This window comes from Peptoniphilus faecalis (assembly GCF_012976305.1).
Taxonomy (GTDB): domain Bacteria; phylum Bacillota; class Clostridia; order Tissierellales; family Peptoniphilaceae; genus Peptoniphilus_A; species Peptoniphilus_A faecalis.
Genome location: NZ_JABDSR010000003.1, coordinates 1 through 17738, shown reverse-complemented (window position 1 = coordinate 17738; position 17738 = coordinate 1). Strand labels below are relative to the sequence as shown.

16 protein-coding genes are annotated in these 17738 nt (G+C 29.6%); 1 reads left to right on the top strand and 15 read right to left on the bottom strand.

The features are described from left to right. Positions 1-14: 14 nt before the first annotated feature. The 15 genes from rnpM to HKO22_RS02365 all read right to left on the bottom strand — a co-directional run bounded on the left by rnpM (position 15) and on the right by HKO22_RS02365 (position 17105). Entirely contained in the window at positions 15-278 is a 264-nt protein-coding gene (gene rnpM, locus HKO22_RS02435) for an RNase P modulator RnpM (protein ID WP_075659191.1), read from the bottom strand. A gap of 26 nt (positions 279-304) precedes the next feature. Continuing rightward, on the bottom strand, positions 305-1582 hold the full coding sequence (gene nusA, locus HKO22_RS02430; protein WP_169968278.1) for a transcription termination factor NusA: 1278 nt from the start codon (positions 1580-1582) through the stop codon (positions 305-307). A gap of 11 nt (positions 1583-1593) precedes the next feature. After that, positions 1594-2055: a ribosome maturation factor RimP gene (locus tag HKO22_RS11055; protein WP_075659193.1), complete on the bottom strand. Its 462-nt coding sequence runs from the start codon at positions 2053-2055 to the stop codon at positions 1594-1596. Positions 2056-2157: 102 nt separating this feature from the next. Then, positions 2158-6399 (bottom strand): PolC-type DNA polymerase III, encoded by a 4242-nt coding sequence (locus tag HKO22_RS02420; protein ID WP_169968276.1) that lies wholly within the window; start codon positions 6397-6399, stop codon positions 2158-2160. Between the two features lie 4 nt (positions 6400-6403). After that, positions 6404-7459, bottom strand: a complete 1056-nt coding sequence (ispG, locus tag HKO22_RS02415) for a flavodoxin-dependent (E)-4-hydroxy-3-methylbut-2-enyl-diphosphate synthase (RefSeq protein ID WP_083635518.1) — start codon at positions 7457-7459, stop codon at positions 6404-6406. Continuing rightward, positions 7456-8466, bottom strand: a complete 1011-nt coding sequence (gene rseP, locus HKO22_RS02410; protein ID WP_075659194.1) for an RIP metalloprotease RseP — start codon at positions 8464-8466, stop codon at positions 7456-7458. The genes ispG and rseP overlap by 4 nt, the downstream gene beginning before the upstream one ends. Before the next feature lie 9 nt (positions 8467-8475). Further along, the gene (locus HKO22_RS02405) at positions 8476-9258 is read right to left on the bottom strand and encodes a phosphatidate cytidylyltransferase (protein WP_075659195.1); all 783 of its coding nucleotides are present in this window, start codon (positions 9256-9258) and stop codon (positions 8476-8478) included. Positions 9259-9260: 2 nt separating this feature from the next. Further along, on the bottom strand, positions 9261-9986 hold the full coding sequence (locus HKO22_RS02400; RefSeq protein ID WP_169968274.1) for an isoprenyl transferase: 726 nt from the start codon (positions 9984-9986) through the stop codon (positions 9261-9263). Between the two features lie 44 nt (positions 9987-10030). After that, a complete protein-coding gene (gene frr / locus HKO22_RS02395; protein ID WP_211660192.1) occupies positions 10031-10588 on the bottom strand; it encodes a ribosome recycling factor in 558 nt (185 codons plus the stop codon). A gap of 9 nt (positions 10589-10597) precedes the next feature. After that, positions 10598-11302, bottom strand: a complete 705-nt coding sequence (pyrH, locus tag HKO22_RS02390) for a UMP kinase (protein ID WP_075659198.1) — start codon at positions 11300-11302, stop codon at positions 10598-10600. Between the two features lie 16 nt (positions 11303-11318). Then, a complete protein-coding gene (tsf, locus tag HKO22_RS02385) occupies positions 11319-11963 on the bottom strand; it encodes a translation elongation factor Ts (RefSeq protein WP_075659199.1) in 645 nt (214 codons plus the stop codon). 71 nt (positions 11964-12034) lie between these two features. Further along, the gene (gene rpsB / locus HKO22_RS02380) at positions 12035-12847 is read right to left on the bottom strand and encodes a 30S ribosomal protein S2 (protein WP_075659200.1); all 813 of its coding nucleotides are present in this window, start codon (positions 12845-12847) and stop codon (positions 12035-12037) included. Positions 12848-13237: 390 nt separating this feature from the next. Continuing rightward, entirely contained in the window at positions 13238-14425 is a 1188-nt protein-coding gene (locus HKO22_RS02375; protein ID WP_169968272.1) for a MalY/PatB family protein, read from the bottom strand. A 64-nt stretch (positions 14426-14489) separates the two neighbouring features. Further along, positions 14490-15884 carry an AbgT family transporter gene (locus HKO22_RS02370; protein ID WP_075659202.1) on the bottom strand — a complete coding sequence of 465 codons (1395 nt, stop codon included), beginning with the start codon at positions 15882-15884 and terminating at the stop codon, positions 14490-14492. An 18-nt stretch (positions 15885-15902) separates the two neighbouring features. After that, positions 15903-17105 carry an amidohydrolase gene (locus HKO22_RS02365; protein ID WP_169968270.1) on the bottom strand — a complete coding sequence of 401 codons (1203 nt, stop codon included), beginning with the start codon at positions 17103-17105 and terminating at the stop codon, positions 15903-15905. A 266-nt stretch (positions 17106-17371) separates the two neighbouring features. Between HKO22_RS02365 and HKO22_RS02360 the strand changes: the two genes are divergently transcribed. After that, positions 17372-17738, top strand: a 367-nt coding sequence (locus HKO22_RS02360; RefSeq protein ID WP_169968267.1) for a transposase family protein, incomplete at its 3' end; no start/stop codon positions are given.

The following is a 17738-nucleotide window of genomic DNA, read 5'->3' as shown; positions in this document are numbered from 1 at the left end:
TCCTCAAAAGAAGCTTAATCCACAGAATTAATTAGTTTTTCATAAACTTCCTCACTAATTTCTGCCTTAAATGCCCTGTTTAGGGCCTTTGACTTTATCGCTTTTTCTAAACAATTTTTGTCATTACATAAATAAGCTCCTCTTCCATTTGCCTTTCCAGTTTTATCTATAAAGATTTCATCTTCTTTATTTTTAACCACTCTAATTAAATCTTTTTTTGGTTTTTGTTCACGACAACCTACACAAGTACGCATAGGTATTTTCCTAATTTTAGTCATTTTTTACTCCATTAAATTAAGAATTTTTAATTATCATTTTCTTTATCTTCTTCTATTTCTTCAACTTGATCAGTATCTTCATACTCTTCTTTAGAAGAATCCAATTCTAAACTTTCATCTTCTTGAATTTCTTTTATTTCATTATTTTTAGAAAAATCTTCAGAATCAATAGTTTCCTCAGAGCTTTCCCTTTCCTCATGAACTTCTTTCTTTGCATTTGCAAATTCATTAAGTAATTCTTCTTCAGTAATTCCTCTATCTTCAAGATAAGCTTTAAATTGTTCATTGGATTTAATATCAATTTTCCATCCGGTTAACTTTGCAGCAAGTCTAACATTTTGTCCTTCCTTACCTATAGCAAGAGATAATTGGTAATCTGGAACTATTGCAAGTGCAGATTTTTCAGCTTCATTTACAAAAACTTTTTCTACTTTTGATGGACTTAAAGAATTTGCAATAAACTTGTCAATTTCTTTTTCATAAATAACTATATCAATTTTTTCATTATGAATTTCATCTACAATTGCATTAACTCTTTGACCTTTGTATCCAACGCAAGCTCCTAGAGGATCAACTTCGGGATCTCTAGAAAATACTGCTATTTTTGTCCTTGAACCAGCTTCTCTTGATATAGAATAAATTTCCACTATTCCCTCACTAACCTCAGGAACTTCTAATTCAAAAAGTCTTTTAATTAAATCTGGATGTGATCTTGAAAGAATAATTTGCGGACCTTTAGTAGACTTTTCAACTGATAAAATTAACATCTTGTATCTATCGCCATGCTCATACCTTTCATTGCTAATCTGTTCACTATAAGGTAAGACAGCTTCAGTTGTTCCCAAATCTACATATACATTATTGTAGGCTTTCCTTTGAACTACTCCAGTAATAATTTCTTTTTCTCTTTCCACAAATTCTTCAAAAACAATATCCCTTTCAGCGTCTTTTATTCTTTGAATAACAACTTGTTTAGCTGTTTGAGCTGCAATTCTGCCAAAATTTTTTGGATGTATTTCTAAATTATAAACATCTCCAACTTCATAATTTGGATCTATTTTTTTTGCTTCTTCCAAAGATATTTCAAGTTGATCATTTTCAACATTTTCGACAATATCTTTTGATGCGAATAACCTTATTTCTCCAGTTTCTCGATTCATATTAACAACTACATTTTGAGATGTCCCATAATTTTTTCTATAACTAGAAACTAAAGCCGACTCCAATGCTTCAAAGACAATTTCTTTTGAAATTCCTTTTTCCTTTTCAATTTCATTCAAAGCGTCTATAAACTCTTGGTTCATTTAATCCTCCATTAAAATTTAATAGTTTGTTTCATAGATGAAATTGATTTAATTGGTATTACAATATCTTCATCATCAATTTTACAATAAAAATTTTCATCGTCGTATTTGTCTAAAACAAAACTAAATTCTTTTTTCCCATTAATTGGTGCGTAAAGTTTTACATCAACTTCATTGCCAATATTTCTTCTATAGTCATCTTTTGTTTTTAAAGGTCTATCAAGCCCTGGTGAAGAAATTTCAAGATAATAAGGATTTTTTAAAATTTCAAGATTATCCAATTTTTTCTCTAAATTTCTACTCATTTCTGTGCAGTCGTCAAGATCAATTCCTTCTTTTTTATAAATAAAAATTGAGAGAAGATCGTGTTTTGATCCCTTTTGAAATTCTATGTCTACAATTTCATAACCTAGTTCTTCTGCTACCTCTTCAGCTAGTGGGTAAATCTCTTTTTTTAATTCTTTTTTATTCACTTAACACCTCACTACTAAAAAACAAAGAGTGGGTTAACCCACTCTTTACACTAAAATATCTTTCTTATTAAATTATAACACATATTGCTAAAATTACAACTTTCAAAAATTAAATAGTGAAATTTGATTGGTTTCATCTAAATCTATTAGCATTCCATTTTTTTGTAAAATTGTTATTACAGAATTTCCTGCCTTAGTTCTTTTAGAAAAATCTTCTACTGATAGAAAAAGAGACTTAGAAGCTTCTTCTTCAATACTATTTGCACAATTCTCTCCAATTCCAGGTATGGCTCTAAGAGGCATCCTTATTTTATCATCCTCGATTGTGAACTTGGAAGCCTTTGATTTATATAAATCTGCTGGCAAAAATTCAAATCCTCTTGCATACATTTCAAGTGCAACTTCAGAAACTCTTATCTCTCCCTTATCCTTTGCTGTTGGATTTTGAATTTCCTTTAAAGTTTTAATTCTATTTTTTAAAAAGTTTGGTCCTTCAATAATATTTTCTCCATTAAAATCATTTAGCTTAATAGTAAAATATGTGGCATAAAAAGCTAAAGGATAATTCAATTTATAGTATGCAATTCTAAAGGATAACATTACATAAGCAACAGCATGAGCTTTTGGAAACATATACTTAATTTTTTTACAAGAATCAATATACCATTCAGGCAAATCTAAATCTTTCATTATTTTTTCTTGTTCTTCGGTAAGTCCCTTCCCCTTTCGCACCTTTTCCATGGTGTCAAAGGCCATTTTGTTTTCTGCACCAGCATTTATTAAATAAACCATAATATCTTCTCTAGTTGCTATTACATCTTTAAGTTCTGCTCTTCCAGAGTCCACAAGTTCTTGTGCATTTGAAATCCAAACATCAGTACCATGCGATAATCCAGAAATTCTTACAAGGTCTGCAAAACTCTTTGGCTTTGTTTCCACAAGCATAGCTATTACAAAGGATGTGCCAAATTCCGGTATGCCAAGTGTTCCCGTATCGCATGAGAATATTTCTTCATCCATATTAAAAATTTCTGCACTATTAAACATTGATAAAGTCTTTTCATCGTCAAGCTTAATTTTATTTGAATCAATTCCAGTAAAATCCTCAAGCATCTTTATAATAGTTGGACCATCGTGACCAAGTATATCAAGTTTTAAAATCTTTCCATGAATAAAATTATAATCAAAATGTGTAGTTATTACTCCCGAAGCTGGATCATCTGCAGGATATTGTATTGGCGTGAAGTCAAAAATACTTTTATTCTTTGGAACAATCATAACTCCGCCAGGATGTTGTCCACTTGTTCTCTTGCCATCAGTTATTTCCTTTGCCAATCTATCTATTTCAATTGGAGAAATGTTTTTATTTTCAAAATATTTTTTAACATAACCATAAGCAGTTTTTTCTGCAATCTTCCCAATTGTACCAGCTCTAAATACGTATCCTTTGCCAAATAATTCTTCAGTGTATTTATGAGCCTGTGGTTGATATTCTCCTGCAAAATTCAAATCAATATCTGGCTCCTTGTCGCCATAAAATCCTAAAAATACTTCAAAAGGAATGTTATGCCCATCTTTTTTCATTGGAGTCCCACATTTTGGACAAAGTTTATCTGGCATATCAACTCCACTGCCAAATTCCAAATTTTTTGTGAATTCAGAATGTTTACAATTAGGACAAATATAATGTGGTGGAAGTGGATTTACTTCTGTAATGCCAGCCATTGTAGCTACAAAAGAGGATCCAACAGAACCTCTTGAACCTACTAAAAATCCATCATCGTTAGATTTTTTTACAAGTTTTTGTGCAATAATATAAAGTACGGAATATCCATTTGAAATTATAGATTTTAATTCTTTTTCAAGCCTTTCTTCTACTATTTCTGGAAGAACATCTCCATAAATTTTGTGAGCTCTTTTATAAGTCATTTCTCTTAAACTTTCATCTGAGCCTTCAATAACTGGAGGATATTTCCCATCAGGAATTGGCTTTATTGATTTTATTTCATCTTTTATTTTATTTGTATTAGTTACTACAACTTCATATGCCTTTTGATTTCCCAAATAAGAAAACTCATCAAGCATTTCTTCTGTAGTTTTTAAATAAAGTTTTTGCTCACGACTTGCTCTTGGGTCAGGTCTGCCTGGCTTCCCATTTAAAACAATTCTCCTTAAAATATCTTCTGACTCTTCAAGATAATAAGTGTTTGAATCCGCAATTACAGGAATTCCTAATTTTTCTCCAAGCCAAATGATTTTTTTATTGATTTCCTTTATGTCATTTATGCTGAATTTTCCATCTTGAATTTCAATTATATTGTCATTTGCTGGTTGAATTTCTAAAAAGTCATAGTATTTTGCAATTTCTAACAATTGATGATCAGGACACATTCTATAAACTGCATCAAAAAGTTCTGAGTTTGAAATTCCAGATCCAACTAATATGCCCTCTCTATATTTATTTAATAAAGTTCTAGGAACCTTTGGAGAGAAATTATAAAATTGCATATGAGATGCTGAAATTAGCTTATATAAATTTTTAAGCCCTACTTCATCCTTTACTAATAAAAGCAATGAACTTTCAAATAAACGCTTTGAATCTACCTTTACAATCTCTTTATTTAAATTATCAAAATTAAATTCTTTTTCTCTTTTAAATCTTTCAATTAGTTTTATAAACATTGCAGCAGTAGCTTCGGCATCATTTACTGCTCTATGTGCACCAACAAGTGATATACCTAAATTTTTACAAAGAGTTCCTAAATTAAATCTCTTCATATCAGTCATTATTGCCCTTGCAAGTACTAATGTGTCGAGAATCGGATGATTAAATTCTAAATTATTGTTTATATATTCCCTTCTAATAAAAGAGATATCAAATTTAGCATTATGTGCTACAAGAACTGAGTCCTTTGCAAAATCGTAAAATTTAGGAATTATCTCTTCGATAGTAGGCTCATTTTCTACTTTTGAATTGCTAATTCCCGTTAATTCAACAACAACTTGTGGGATTTCCCTTTCTGGATTAATTAATTGTGAAAATCTATCGACTATTACACCATCAACAATTTTTACGGCTCCAATTTCTGTAATTTTATCATTTCTTGATGATAATCCAGTAGTTTCTATATCAAAAACAACATAAGAATTATAATCTTTATTTGAATCATAATTTGTTACTATTTTTTCTTCATCATCTACAAAATTTATATCTGCTCCATATAAAATTTTAAGTCCCGTTGCCTCTCCTGCTTCCATTGCTTCAGGAAATCCTTGAACATCGTTAGTATCAGATATTGCTAAGGCATCATGACCCCATACTTTTGCCCTCTTTGCAAAATCAGTAAAGGAAGTTACTCCTGACATTTGAGACATCTTTGAGTGAATTCTAAGTTCAGTCCTTTTTTCCTTGGAATAATCCATGCGAATTGCTTTATCTCTTTTTTCAATGTATCTAATCATAATAGTTTCACATCTTGAAAAATTATCATAGCTTACATTTCCTGTTATTAAAACATGCTCTCCATTTTTAAAACTTTCTAAAAAATCTCGAGCTTTTTCTGGCTTTAAAAATATTTTTGCAAGAGTTGATGTTGTATAGTCAGTTATAGATAAGGAAATTAAAAAGTTGCCATTTTTTATTTCTCTGCTCTCAACATTAAATATATCAACTTCTACAGTTGCTTTTTGAGAATTTAAATTTACATCTATAAGCCTTTGTATATTGCCAATGTCTTTTTTCCCGTAACAATTAATTTTTTTTGTCTTGTTTTCCCTTTCATTATTAGCTGTTTTTGCCTTTATTTCCAACTCCTGTTTTGCAGAAATAAATTCTTCCGCTTCATCAATTTGTGAAATAAAAGATTCCAAATGTTCTTCCTCAACTATTTCCTTTACAAAATCAAAATTTATTATGTAAGAACCAAAAACCTTAAGTTCTTTCTCCAAATAAGCTCCAAAACCATTCTTAGTTAATGTATAATAGGCCTCTTCCGTTGGCACTTTTATTTCGATTTTAGAATTTTCTTTTTTAATATCAATTTCATCAATCCAAATTTTTGAGGAAGGGTTGTATTTCAAAATTTCTGCACAAATTAAATCATCTTCACTTTTATAGAGAGAAGATGATTTAAACTCAATATAAACCTTATATTCTTTTAAATTCCTTGAAAATATTTCTTTTATGTTTTTCTCTAAATTATTTTCTAATTCATCTTTAGATGTTATTATAAAAAATACTTCTCCACTATCTTTATTTCTTTTAATGGATTCAATATAAATATCTTCAGAAATATCTATAGAAGTAATTTCTAATTTTTTAAAAATATCCTTTAATAAAATCAAATCATCACCTAATTTTTTCGATTTCTTGCAATAGCTCACTTAAAAGTTTATCTTCTGGAACCTTTTTAATTATTTTACCCTTACTAAAAATAAGTCCTTCCCCATTTCCACATGCAATTCCAATGTCAGCTTCCCTTGCTTCACCAGGTCCATTTACTGCACAACCCATAATGGCAACTTTTAAATTCTTATCCATTGTATAAAGTTTGTCTTCCACAGTCTTAACCATTTCAATTAAATTAACTTTAGTTCTTGCACAAGTAGGACAAGAAATCAAATCTATTCCTTCTCTACGAAGGTCCAATGCTTTTAAAATATCCTTTGCTGCTATAACTTCTTCTAATGGATCAGATGTTAATGAAACTCTTATTGTATCGCCAATTCCTTCAGATAAAAGAGTCCCAATTCCAATAGCAGATTTAATTATTCCCTTTTTTGGCGTTCCTGCTTCAGTAACTCCAAGATGAAGTGGATATTTTGACATTTGAGAAAATTTTCTATAACTTTCAATGGTTAAATTTACACTTGAAGCCTTTAAAGAGACTGCAATGTCAAAAAAATTATTTTTTTCGAGAATTTCAACTTCTTCCATTGCACTTAAACATATCGAAGATGCATTAACTCCCTTAAATTTATCTAAAAATTCCTGTTTAATAGAACCAGAGTTCACGCCCACTCTTATTGGAATATTGTGAAATTTACAAGATTCCGTTACTTCTTTTATCTTCCATGAGGCACCAATATTTCCAGGATTTAGCCTTATTGCATCACTTTCATTTTCCGCTGCAGCAATTGCAAGTTTATAATCAAATTGAATATCAGATATTATTGGAATTTTAATTTCTTTTTTTATTTTTTTAATAGCAGCTGCATCCTCTAAATCATTTACTGCCATTCTTATAATGTCGCAACCTGCATCTTCTAATCTTTTTATTTGTGAAACAGTTGACTTTACATCCTTAGTATTAGTGTTTGTCATTGATTGAATAGAAATAAAAGAATCTCCTCCAATTGAAACATCGCCAACATAAATCTTTTTTGTTTCTTTTCTGTTTATCATTTATTAAACAACCTTCCAATATCGTTAAATATAGTTACATATATCATTAAGCTAAACAAAAGGCTCATCCCAATTAAAGAAAGTCTTTGTTCAATTTTTTCATCAATTGGCTTTCCTCTAATTGCTTCAATTAATAAAAATAAAAACTTTCCACCATCAAGTGCAGGAATTGGCAATAAGTTAAACACACCTAAATTCACTGAAATTAAAGCTAAAATTTGTAAAAAATTTAAAAATCCTTTAGACGATTCCGACCCTATCATTTGTACAACTCCAACTGGCCCAGAAAGGTATTCCATTTTAAAAGAGCCATCAAATATCATTTTTAAACTTTTTAAAATTACAATGGACATATCTAGAGTTCTTTTTGCACCAATTTCTATTGATTTAAAAAAAGAATGCTTTAACTTAGATGTAATACCTATTAAATACATTTTATTTTCTTGAGAATATTTAGGTTTTAAATCAAAGTTTAATTTTTTACCTTCTCTATCTACTTTTAAATGTATATTTTCCTCTTTTTTATCTCTAATCAGAGAATTAATTTCGTAAATATCTCTAGTTTTAATCTGGTCAATTTCTATAATTTTATCTCCAGGTTTTAAACCAGAAATTTCGGCTGGAGAATTTTTTATTACATTTTCTATTTCATTTGACCCATAGCCAACTATAGAGAAAATAATAGTAAAGGCAAGAAATCCTAGAACAAAATTCATAAAAGCTCCAGCCAAAACAACTGCCATTCTCTTTAAAATAGAAACATTATTAAAAGCTCTTGGATCATGTGAGTTTTCTTCTTCGCCTTCCATAGCAACATATCCACCTATTGGAAGTGCTCTAAGGCTATAAAAAGTCTCGCCCCTTTGTTTTTGGATAAGTTTCGGACCCATACCAATGGAAAACTCATTAACTTTTATTCCTGAAAGTTTTGCAACAGTGAAATGTCCAAACTCATGGAGCATTACAACTAATAGGAAAACTACAACAGAACTTATTAAAGTAATCATTTATCCTCCTCAAATAAAATTATATAAAATAAATACGAAGGGACTAATAAAAATTAAACTATCAAATCTATCAAGTATACCTCCATGTCCAGGAAGTACTTGGGCATAGTCCTTTATTCCCGTATATCTTTTAATCTTAGATGCGAACAAATCTCCAAATTGTCCTGATATGGAAGCTAAAAAAATAATTAATACTACAAAAGCATTTATACTGTAAATATCATTATATCTATTTAAAATAACAAAATAAATTGTTGTGATGACAAGTGAAAAAAATGTGCCACCTATTGCACCTTCCACAGATTTATTGGGACTTACTCTTTCTATTAACTTGTGCTTTCCAAAAGTTGAACCAACAAAATAAGCAAAAGTATCTGTTGAAAAAGATATTACAAAGGCAGAAATAATTAAATAAATATCATCAATACTACCTAGTAAATTCAATAAAAATATAGCATAAAAATAAGTAAAAGAAGTATAAGCGTAATTACTTATATCATAATTTTCTAATAGTACTAAAAGGCATGAATTAATAATAAAAAAAAGAACAAGAGAATAAATTAAATTTTTATCAAAAAAGGAACACAAAAAAGTTATAATTGCACCAAAAAATAAAACTGGCAAACATAACTTAATACCTTTATTGTGAAGAGCATTGTAAATTTCTCTTACATTTTCAAGAGTCAAAAGAAAAATTGAAATTTTTATTGCATTTATTCCTAAATAAAAAATTAAAATTAATAAAAGAATACCCAATATTCCAGTGATAACTCTTTTTTGTAAATCTTTCAAGATTATAGTCCTCCGTACCTTCTATTTCGTTTTTGAAAATCATAAATTGCCTTGTAAAATTCATTTTCATGAAAATCAGGCCACAATACATTTGAAAAATAAAATTCGCTATAAGCTAATTGATAAAGTAAAAAATTAGAAACTCTAAGTTCTCCACTAGGTCTAATTAAAAAATCAAGATCATCTTGTCCTTTTGTATATAAATAATTCTTAAAGTTTTCTGTATCGATATCATCAATATTAATTTTATTTGCAATGACTTCCTTACATATCATTTTTGCTGCTCTAACTATTTCACTTTGACCACCATAATTTAATCCAATATTTAATATCATTCTATCATTTGATTTTGTTTCCTGCAATGCATATTCAATTAGTTTAACTATTGTATGTGGAAAGACACTATAATCGCCTAGCACTTTAATTCTAACATTGTTTTTTTTAATTTTTTCTAACTGACTTTTTATATAAAAGGCTAATAAATCCATAAGTCTTGAAATTTCTTCATCAGGCCTCTTCCAGTTTTCTGTAGAAAAAGCATATAAAGTCAAAGACTTTATATTTATTTTATAAGCTGCTTCAACTATTTCTATTACTCTTTTAGTTCCCTCTTTGTGCCCAAAAGTTCTTGGCATATTTCTATTTTTTGCCCATCTTCCATTTCCATCCATAATTATCCCAACGTGTTTTGGAATATTGTTTAAGTCCAATTCTTCGTAATAGTTCATAAAACTCCTTAAAAAAAAGCCTTAGAATAATCTAAGGCTAAAATTTAAATTTCCATAAGTTCTTTTTCTTTGTTTTCTGCTACCTTGTCAACTTCTTTAATATATTTATCTGTCAACTTTTGAATATTTTCTTCATATGAAATCTTATCATCTTCAGAAATTTCTTTAGCTTTTTCAGCTTTTTTAATATCCTCCATAGCATCTCTTCTAATATTCCTAATGGAAATTTTTGCTTCTTCAGCATATTTGCCTACTAATTTTGTAAGATCTCTTCTTCTCTCTTCTGTAAGTTGAGGAATAACAAGTCTAATAATTTTTCCATCATTTGAAGGATTTATCCCTAAATCAGATTTTAATATCGCTTTCTCAATTTCAGGAATTAAAGTAGAATCCCAAGGTTGAATTGTAAGAAGTCTTGGCTCTGGAGCAGAAAGACTAGAAACTTGATTAATTGGAGTTTGTTGTCCATAATATTCAACATAAATTTTATCAAGTAAAGTAGTATTCGCACGACCTGCCCTTATAGATTGAAGTGATTCAACTAATGATCCCACAGTTTTTTTCATTCTAGACTCAGAATTATTTTTTAAATCAGATATCATAATATCCTCCTATTTAACACTTGTACCAATTTCTTCACCACACACAACTTTATACATTGCATCTTCTTCATCAATTCCGAAAACCCTTAAAGGAATATTGTTGTCCATGCAAAGTGTAGTCGCAGTGCCATCCATTATTTTTAAATTTTTATTTAAAATCTCCCTATAACTTAAGTGGTCATATTTCTTTGCATCTGCATTTATATTTGGATCAGAATCATAAATTGCATCTGTACCCTTTTTAGCTAAAAGTATAACATCCGCATCAATTTCCGCAGCCCTAAGAGCAGCAGCAGTATCAGTAGAGAAATATGGATTTCCAACTCCAGCTGAGAATATAACAACACGACCTTTTTCTAAATGTCTTATAGCACGCCTTCTAATATAAGGTTCTGCAACTTGCTTCATTTCGATAGCAGTTTGCACACGAGTAATAACGCCTAATTTTTCTAAAGAGTCCTGTAATGCTAAAGCGTTCATAACAGTACCTAACATACCCATATAATCAGATGTAGCACGATCAATATTATTTTCGTCACGTCCTCTCCAAAAGTTTCCGCCACCTACGACAATTCCCGTCTCAACACCTAATTCATAAATTTTCTTTACTTGCCTTGCAATTAAATTGACATAATCAATATCAATTCCAACGGAATTTGAACCTGCTAGTGCCTCACCGCTGAGTTTTAAAACAATTCTCTTATATTTTGGCATTTACTCCTCCAATTTGTTAACCTATTTGTTTAGCTACTTCTTCAGCAAAGTTTTCTTCTCTTTTTTCAAGACCTTCGCCAACTTCAAATCTAACAAATCTTCTGATTTTAATATTTTCACCAATTTTTGCTATTAAATCATTTAAAATATCTTTGATTTTTTTATCTGGATCTTTAATGAAATCTTGATCAAGCAGACAAATTTCTTCATAGAATTTTTCAAGTCTACCTTCTACCATTTTTTCAATAATATGTTCCGGTTTATTTTCTCCTCTCGCTTGTTCCGTAAGAATGTTTCTTTCGTGCTCTACCTCTTCAGCAGGAACTTCCTCACGACTAACATATTTTGGAGCAACTGCAGCAACTTGCATTGCAATATCCCTAACGAAGTTTTTAAACTCTTCATTTTTAGCAACGAAGTCTGTCTCAGAGTTAACTTCAACTAAAACTCCAATTCTTCCACCATGAATATAAGAATCAACAAGACCTTCAGATGCAATTCTTGAAGATTTTTTAGCAACAGATGCTAAACCCTTTTCTCTTAGAAAATCAACTGCCTTGTCCATATCGCCATTTGTTTCTGACAAAGCTTTCTTACAGTCCATCATACCTGCTCCAGTTTTTTCTCTTAATTCTTTAACTAATGCTGCTGTAATAGCCATTTTAATTCACTCCTTATTTATTTTAAAAAAAGAGAGTTTTAAAGGATTACTTTAGAACTCTCGAAATATCTTTAGTCTTCTATAGTTGACTTTTCATCCTCAACAGTTTCTTCGATTTCAATGGACTCTACTTCAATAGACTCTTCAGAAACATCTTGAGTGGATTCATCATAATCATCACTATCGTTATCTTCAATTTGACTTCCTTGTTTTCCCTCGATAACTGCATTTGCAATAGTTTCAGTGATAAGTTTTACTGCTCTAATTGCATCGTCATTTCCCGGAATTGGAATATCTAATTCTTCAGGGTCACAATTTGTATCAACGATACCGATAACAGGAATTCCCAAAATATGTGCTTCTTTAACTGCTATTCTTTCTTTTTTAGGATCAACTACAAATAGTGCTTGAGGCATTCCCTTCATTTCTTTAATTCCACCAAGGAATTTTTCAAGTTTTTCTCTTTCATGTAGTAATTGAGCAACTTCTTTCTTTGGAAGAACATCAAATGTCCCATTTTCTTCCATTTCAAATAATTTGTAAAGTCTTTCAATTCTCTTGCTAATAGTCTTGTAGTTAGTTAAAAGACCGCCTAACCATCTTTCATTAATATAAGGCATACCACATTTAATTGCTTCTTTTTCAATTGCATCTTGAGCTTGCTTTTTTGTACCAACAAAAAGGATCTCTCCACCATTTGCTGCAATCTCTCTTACAAAATCATAAGCTTCTTCAATTTTTTTAACAGTCTTTTGAAGGTCGATTATATAAATACCGTTTCTTTCAGTAAATATAAATCTCTTCATCTTAGGATTCCATCTTCTAGTTTGGTGTCCAAAGTGAACACCTGCTTCTAATAAATTTTTCATTGAAATTACTGACATTTAAGCCACCTCCGTGTTTTTTCCTCCATTTTTATCATCTATCATAGGGACCAAATTGGCAACTCCTTAGATATCAAAAAATGTGTGTATTAGTTACCGGATAAAAGTATAACATAATGCGTTAAAATTATCAATTGTTTATTTTACATTGATCTTTACTCTTTCTTAATTATCAATATATATATTACAACACTTTTTACACTTTGATACCAGAACATAGTCAATATAAATTATGATTTTAGAAAATTTAATGTTTATTTTTTCATGTATAAATTGTATCAAAAAAGACGAGATTTTTTATTATCCTCGCCTTTTTTTAGGACTTTCACAACAGCCCTTTATTTATAGATTATATTTTGTAAAGAGTACCTATCTTATTTTTATTTAATACTATTTTTTTAATCTATTTAAAGCTTTATCTAATCTTTCCAAAGCCTCTTCAAGCACTTCTTTTGGGACCGCTAGATTAAATCTTTCAAAACCTTCTCCATTTTTTCCAAATATATATCCTTCATCTAGAAATAATTCTGCTTCCTCTATCATGAATTTTTCTAGTTTCTCCTTATCTAATCCTAAAGCTCTAAAATCCACCCACTGTAAATATGTTCCTTCTATTAAAGGTGCCTTTATATTTTTAAATCTTTTTTCAAAAAAATCATTTAACAACCTTTGATTTCCATCAATGACATCAATACATTCATCAAGCCATTGTTCACATTTATCATATACAATTTGACAAGCTTTATATCCCACAGCTGTTGTAGGAATAACAGATATACTTTCAAGTGCCTTTATAAATCTATCTCTAAGCTCTTTGTTTTTAATAATTATATTACTCATTCCCATGCCAGCAATATTAAAAGATTTTGAAGGTGCTGTAAAAGTTATTGTTCTTTCTGCAATTTCTTCATCTATTGTTTGAAAAACAGTATGTTCATAACCTGGCATTATCAAATCAAAGTGTATCTCATCAGATAACAATAACACATCATTTTTCTTAATAATATATGCAAGTTTTTCAAGCTCCTCTCTTTTCCATACTCTACCAACAGGGTTATGAGGGGAGCAAAATAATAAAACTTTATTTTTACTATTTTTTGATAACTCATCAAAAAGCTCATAGTTTATTGTATAGTATCCATCTTTTTCAACTAAAGGACAATCCACAATCTCTCTATTTTGCAATTTAATAGCATTATAAAAGGGATAATATACCGGACTCATGATTATAACTCCGTCTCCCTCTTTTGTAAATTCACGAATTGCATTGAAAAATGCTGGTACTACTCCTGATGTATTTACTATCCAATCTTTTTCTATTTTAAAATTATGACGTCTTTGCATCCAATTTGCAACAGATTGCTTAAATTCATCAGTAGGTCCAGTATATCCCAATACTGTATTTTCTATATGCTCTTTTAACCCTGAAATTAATTCTTCAGGATGTTTAAATTCCATATCGGCAACTGATAAAGGTACAACACCATCACTTACATCTCTTTTTTTCTCATACATATCTTTCCATTTTAAGGAACCTTGTCCTTTTCTATTTACTCTAGTTTTAAAATCGTATTTCATAATTCCTCCTATTTTATATTTTACTCTAAATATTTGATTATTAATTTTACATATATTTTACCTTCTATATTCCTGTCCATCCAATTGTATTTAATATAAATATTACTATAAATGACATAAAAACAAATAATAACATAGGTTTAATAACCCATTTTATCCATCTATCATATGGTACTTTCGCTATAGTTAAAGCACCCATAGTCCATCCTAGTGCTGGCGATATCATATTTGTAAAACTATCTCCCATTAAAAAAGCTTGACATGCAATTTGAGGGTGTATACCCAGTGCATTTGTAAGAGGCTCTATTATTGGTATTAAAGCTGCTGCCTTAGCTGTTACACTCGGCACAAATGGATTTATCAATGTTATAACTGCCGTTATTCCAATAGCCGATATTGACCTGTTTAAATTCATAAGAGGTCTTGTTATAGAATATATTATAGTATCCAATATATTTCCCTGTACCATAACCGTTTGCATTGTTGTAGCAAGACCTATAATAAATACAACAAACGCCATATTTGCAAGCCCTCTTACAAAGGAATTTGCAACTTCTTCTGCATCCATACCTCCAACTAACCCTATAAAAATAGCTCCTATTAAAAAGAATCCTACAATAAATTCCATTGGTTTTTCTTTAAATATTAAAAAGTATGCTACTAATATTACATATTGAAGAATCATTAAAATTAAAACTATTACAGATCTTTTTGGCATATCCATATTACTTTTATCTACATCATCTACAATTAACTCATTTTTCCAATCTTCATTATTCATTAATGAATTATTTGAATCTTTTTGAACTCTTTTAATATACCTAAATGTATATAAAAGTCCAACTATTCCAAATATGTTTAACAATAACATCCTCACTCCAAAACCAGAAAGAGGTGGAAGATTTAACATCGTTTGGGGAATAATAACTCTTAAAGTAGGGCCTAATCCAAATCCAATCATTGATGGAAAAAATGAAACTCCTAATGCTGATAGAGGATCTATTTTTAACCTTTTAGCGAATAAAACACCTATTGGCACAACAGCAATCAGTGCATCTGTACTTGCAAATGCTGCAATATATAATATTAAAAAATATAATATAGGTACTAATACTTTTGTACTAGATTTTTTTAATTTTATTGTCGCATATTCCAAAACTTCATCTATAGCGCCTGTATCCATAACTACATTCATATTTGCTGCACTAACCATAACTACCCAAACAGTAGTCCCAGCTGCTACAAGTCCTCCAAGTAACATAAAAAACAAATCAACTAAGCTAACTGGAGTTTGACTTGATAGATAATTAAATACGTTTGCGTCAACTTTACCACTAGCATCTCTTCCAAAATTTCCTGCTGGTATAACATATGTAAGTAAAGACATCATCACTAACAAACCAAGCATTATATAAAGAAGATGAGGCATTTTAAAACTTCTTTTCTTTTTTTTATCCATATTAATTCTCCATTAAAATTAATTCTCTATTAAAAATTTATTTACAAATCCAATTGTTGCACAACATCCATATATCATAGATTCTTCATCTATATCAAAATATTCATTATGATGTTCCGCCCCTGAACCAAGTTTATCATTTTTTGTTCCGACAAAAGCAAATAAACTTGGTGCTATTTGACCATATTTAGAAAATGACTCTGAAGCAAACCAAGTTTTATTTTCTACTAATGCTTTTGAATATAAGTTATTGATAGCCTCTTTGGCAATTAACGATAATTTTTCATCATTTACAACAGGTCCAACAGTAATGGAGTTTTTTTCGCTAAACACTACTTTACATTTATGAGCTCTAGCTGTTAATTCCGCAACTTTTTTTATGATTTCTAGTGCTTTAATACCTTCTTCCATATCAAAAAATCTAAAAGTTCCTGTTACTTCTACACTATCTGGAATTACATTAGGTGCTAAATTAGAACCTCCATTTATTGATCCAATACCTAATGTTACAGTTTTAGTAACATCAATCTGATTTGACCATGCACTAGTAAGTCCATTTAGAATATTAGAAGCAGCAAATATAGGATTTATTGATAAATCAGGTCTTGAACCATGTCCACCTTTTCCTATTACATCAAACCATACTCTGCCAGCTCCAGCCATTACTGGGCCCGGATCTACAGAAATTTCTCCAACATTCATAAAAGATGTAAGATGTGTACCATAAATACCATCAATGTCAATGTTTTTTAATGCATCTATCATTGCATTTATTCCTGTTCCTTGTTCCTCTCCTTCTTCAAATATAAAAATTATCTTTCCCTTAAGTTCAGATTTATGTTTCACAAAAAATTTCGCACAAGTAAGTAAAATAGTCATATGACCATCATGTCCACAGGCATGCATTACCCCATCATTTTTTGAGATTGCTAATTTTTTATTAGCTAAATTCCTTTCATTTTCTTGAATTGGAAGAGCGTCTATGTCTGCTCTAATACCTATTGTCTTTCCTGGTTTTTTTGTATCTAAAGTTGCATAAAATCCAGTTTTTTCTACTTCTATAATTTCAAGTCCTAATTTTTTTATTTCTTCTTTTAAAAATTTTGAAGTTTCAAACTCTTCTCCTGAAAGTTCAGGATTTTCATGAAAATATCTTCTAGTTTTAAATATATAATCTTTCATACTGTCTATTTCATTTAAAATAATATCTCTACTTAGCATATACCCTCCTAATTTAAAATTGTTTTAATTGTTAAGCTGCTTAACTATATAAGGTATTATATATTAATTAATTTACTAATTCAAGTATATTTTTATAAAAAATTACAATTAAGTAATTAAAATATAGTAAATAAAAAAGGTTCTATAATAAATAGTGTTGGTGAGAAATCATCAGCACTATTTTTGTATGGAAATGTATAAAAAATAGACATAGAAATCACATTCCTATAAAATATAGTTGCAACCAAATACCAAGGAGTGATTCTATGTCTATTAATAATTATATAAAAGATTTGTTGAATATTAAAGATAAAAATATAGTAATTGATACTGAAAATATTATTGTCAAAAAAATTAAGTACATAGATACTAAATTTATTTATGGAAAATTAACTTATACACCAGAGGTTTGCCCATGTTGTGGTCATGTTAATGAATCTTTTAATATTATAAAATATGGTACTAAGATTTGTAAGATTAAACTTCCTGATGTTTCTAATATACCAACTATTCTTTTTCTAAAAAAGCAAAGATTTTTATGTAAAGAGTGCGGTTCTACCTTTAGTGCTAAAACCAATATAGTTAATGAGTATTCTAATATATCTAATGATGTAAAAAGAAAGATTGCTGTAG

What these genes read in the sequence shown, in the direction of transcription:
- rnpM (WP_075659191.1), bottom strand. Translation starts at nt 278, where the DNA reads ATGACTAAAATTAGGAAAATACCTATGCGTACTTGTGTAGGTTGTCGT.
- ispG (WP_083635518.1), bottom strand. Translation starts at nt 7,459, where the DNA reads ATGATAAACAGAAAAGAAACAAAAAAGATTTATGTTGGCGATGTTTCA.
- frr (WP_211660192.1), bottom strand. Translation starts at nt 10,588, where the DNA reads ATGATATCTGATTTAAAAAATAATTCTGAGTCTAGAATGAAAAAAACT.
- rpsB (WP_075659200.1), bottom strand. Translation starts at nt 12,847, where the DNA reads ATGTCAGTAATTTCAATGAAAAATTTATTAGAAGCAGGTGTTCACTTT.
- HKO22_RS02375 (WP_169968272.1), bottom strand. Translation starts at nt 14,425, where the DNA reads ATGAAATACGATTTTAAAACTAGAGTAAATAGAAAAGGACAAGGTTCC.
- pyrH (WP_075659198.1), bottom strand. Translation starts at nt 11,302, where the DNA reads ATGCCAAAATATAAGAGAATTGTTTTAAAACTCAGCGGTGAGGCACTA.
- HKO22_RS02370 (WP_075659202.1), bottom strand. Translation starts at nt 15,884, where the DNA reads ATGGATAAAAAAAAGAAAAGAAGTTTTAAAATGCCTCATCTTCTTTAT.
- rseP (WP_075659194.1), bottom strand. Translation starts at nt 8,466, where the DNA reads ATGATTACTTTAATAAGTTCTGTTGTAGTTTTCCTATTAGTTGTAATG.
- tsf (WP_075659199.1), bottom strand. Translation starts at nt 11,963, where the DNA reads ATGGCTATTACAGCAGCATTAGTTAAAGAATTAAGAGAAAAAACTGGA.
- nusA (WP_169968278.1), bottom strand. Translation starts at nt 1,582, where the DNA reads ATGAACCAAGAGTTTATAGACGCTTTGAATGAAATTGAAAAGGAAAAA.
- HKO22_RS02365 (WP_169968270.1), bottom strand. Translation starts at nt 17,105, where the DNA reads ATGCTAAGTAGAGATATTATTTTAAATGAAATAGACAGTATGAAAGAT.
- HKO22_RS02400 (WP_169968274.1), bottom strand. Translation starts at nt 9,986, where the DNA reads ATGAACTATTACGAAGAATTGGACTTAAACAATATTCCAAAACACGTT.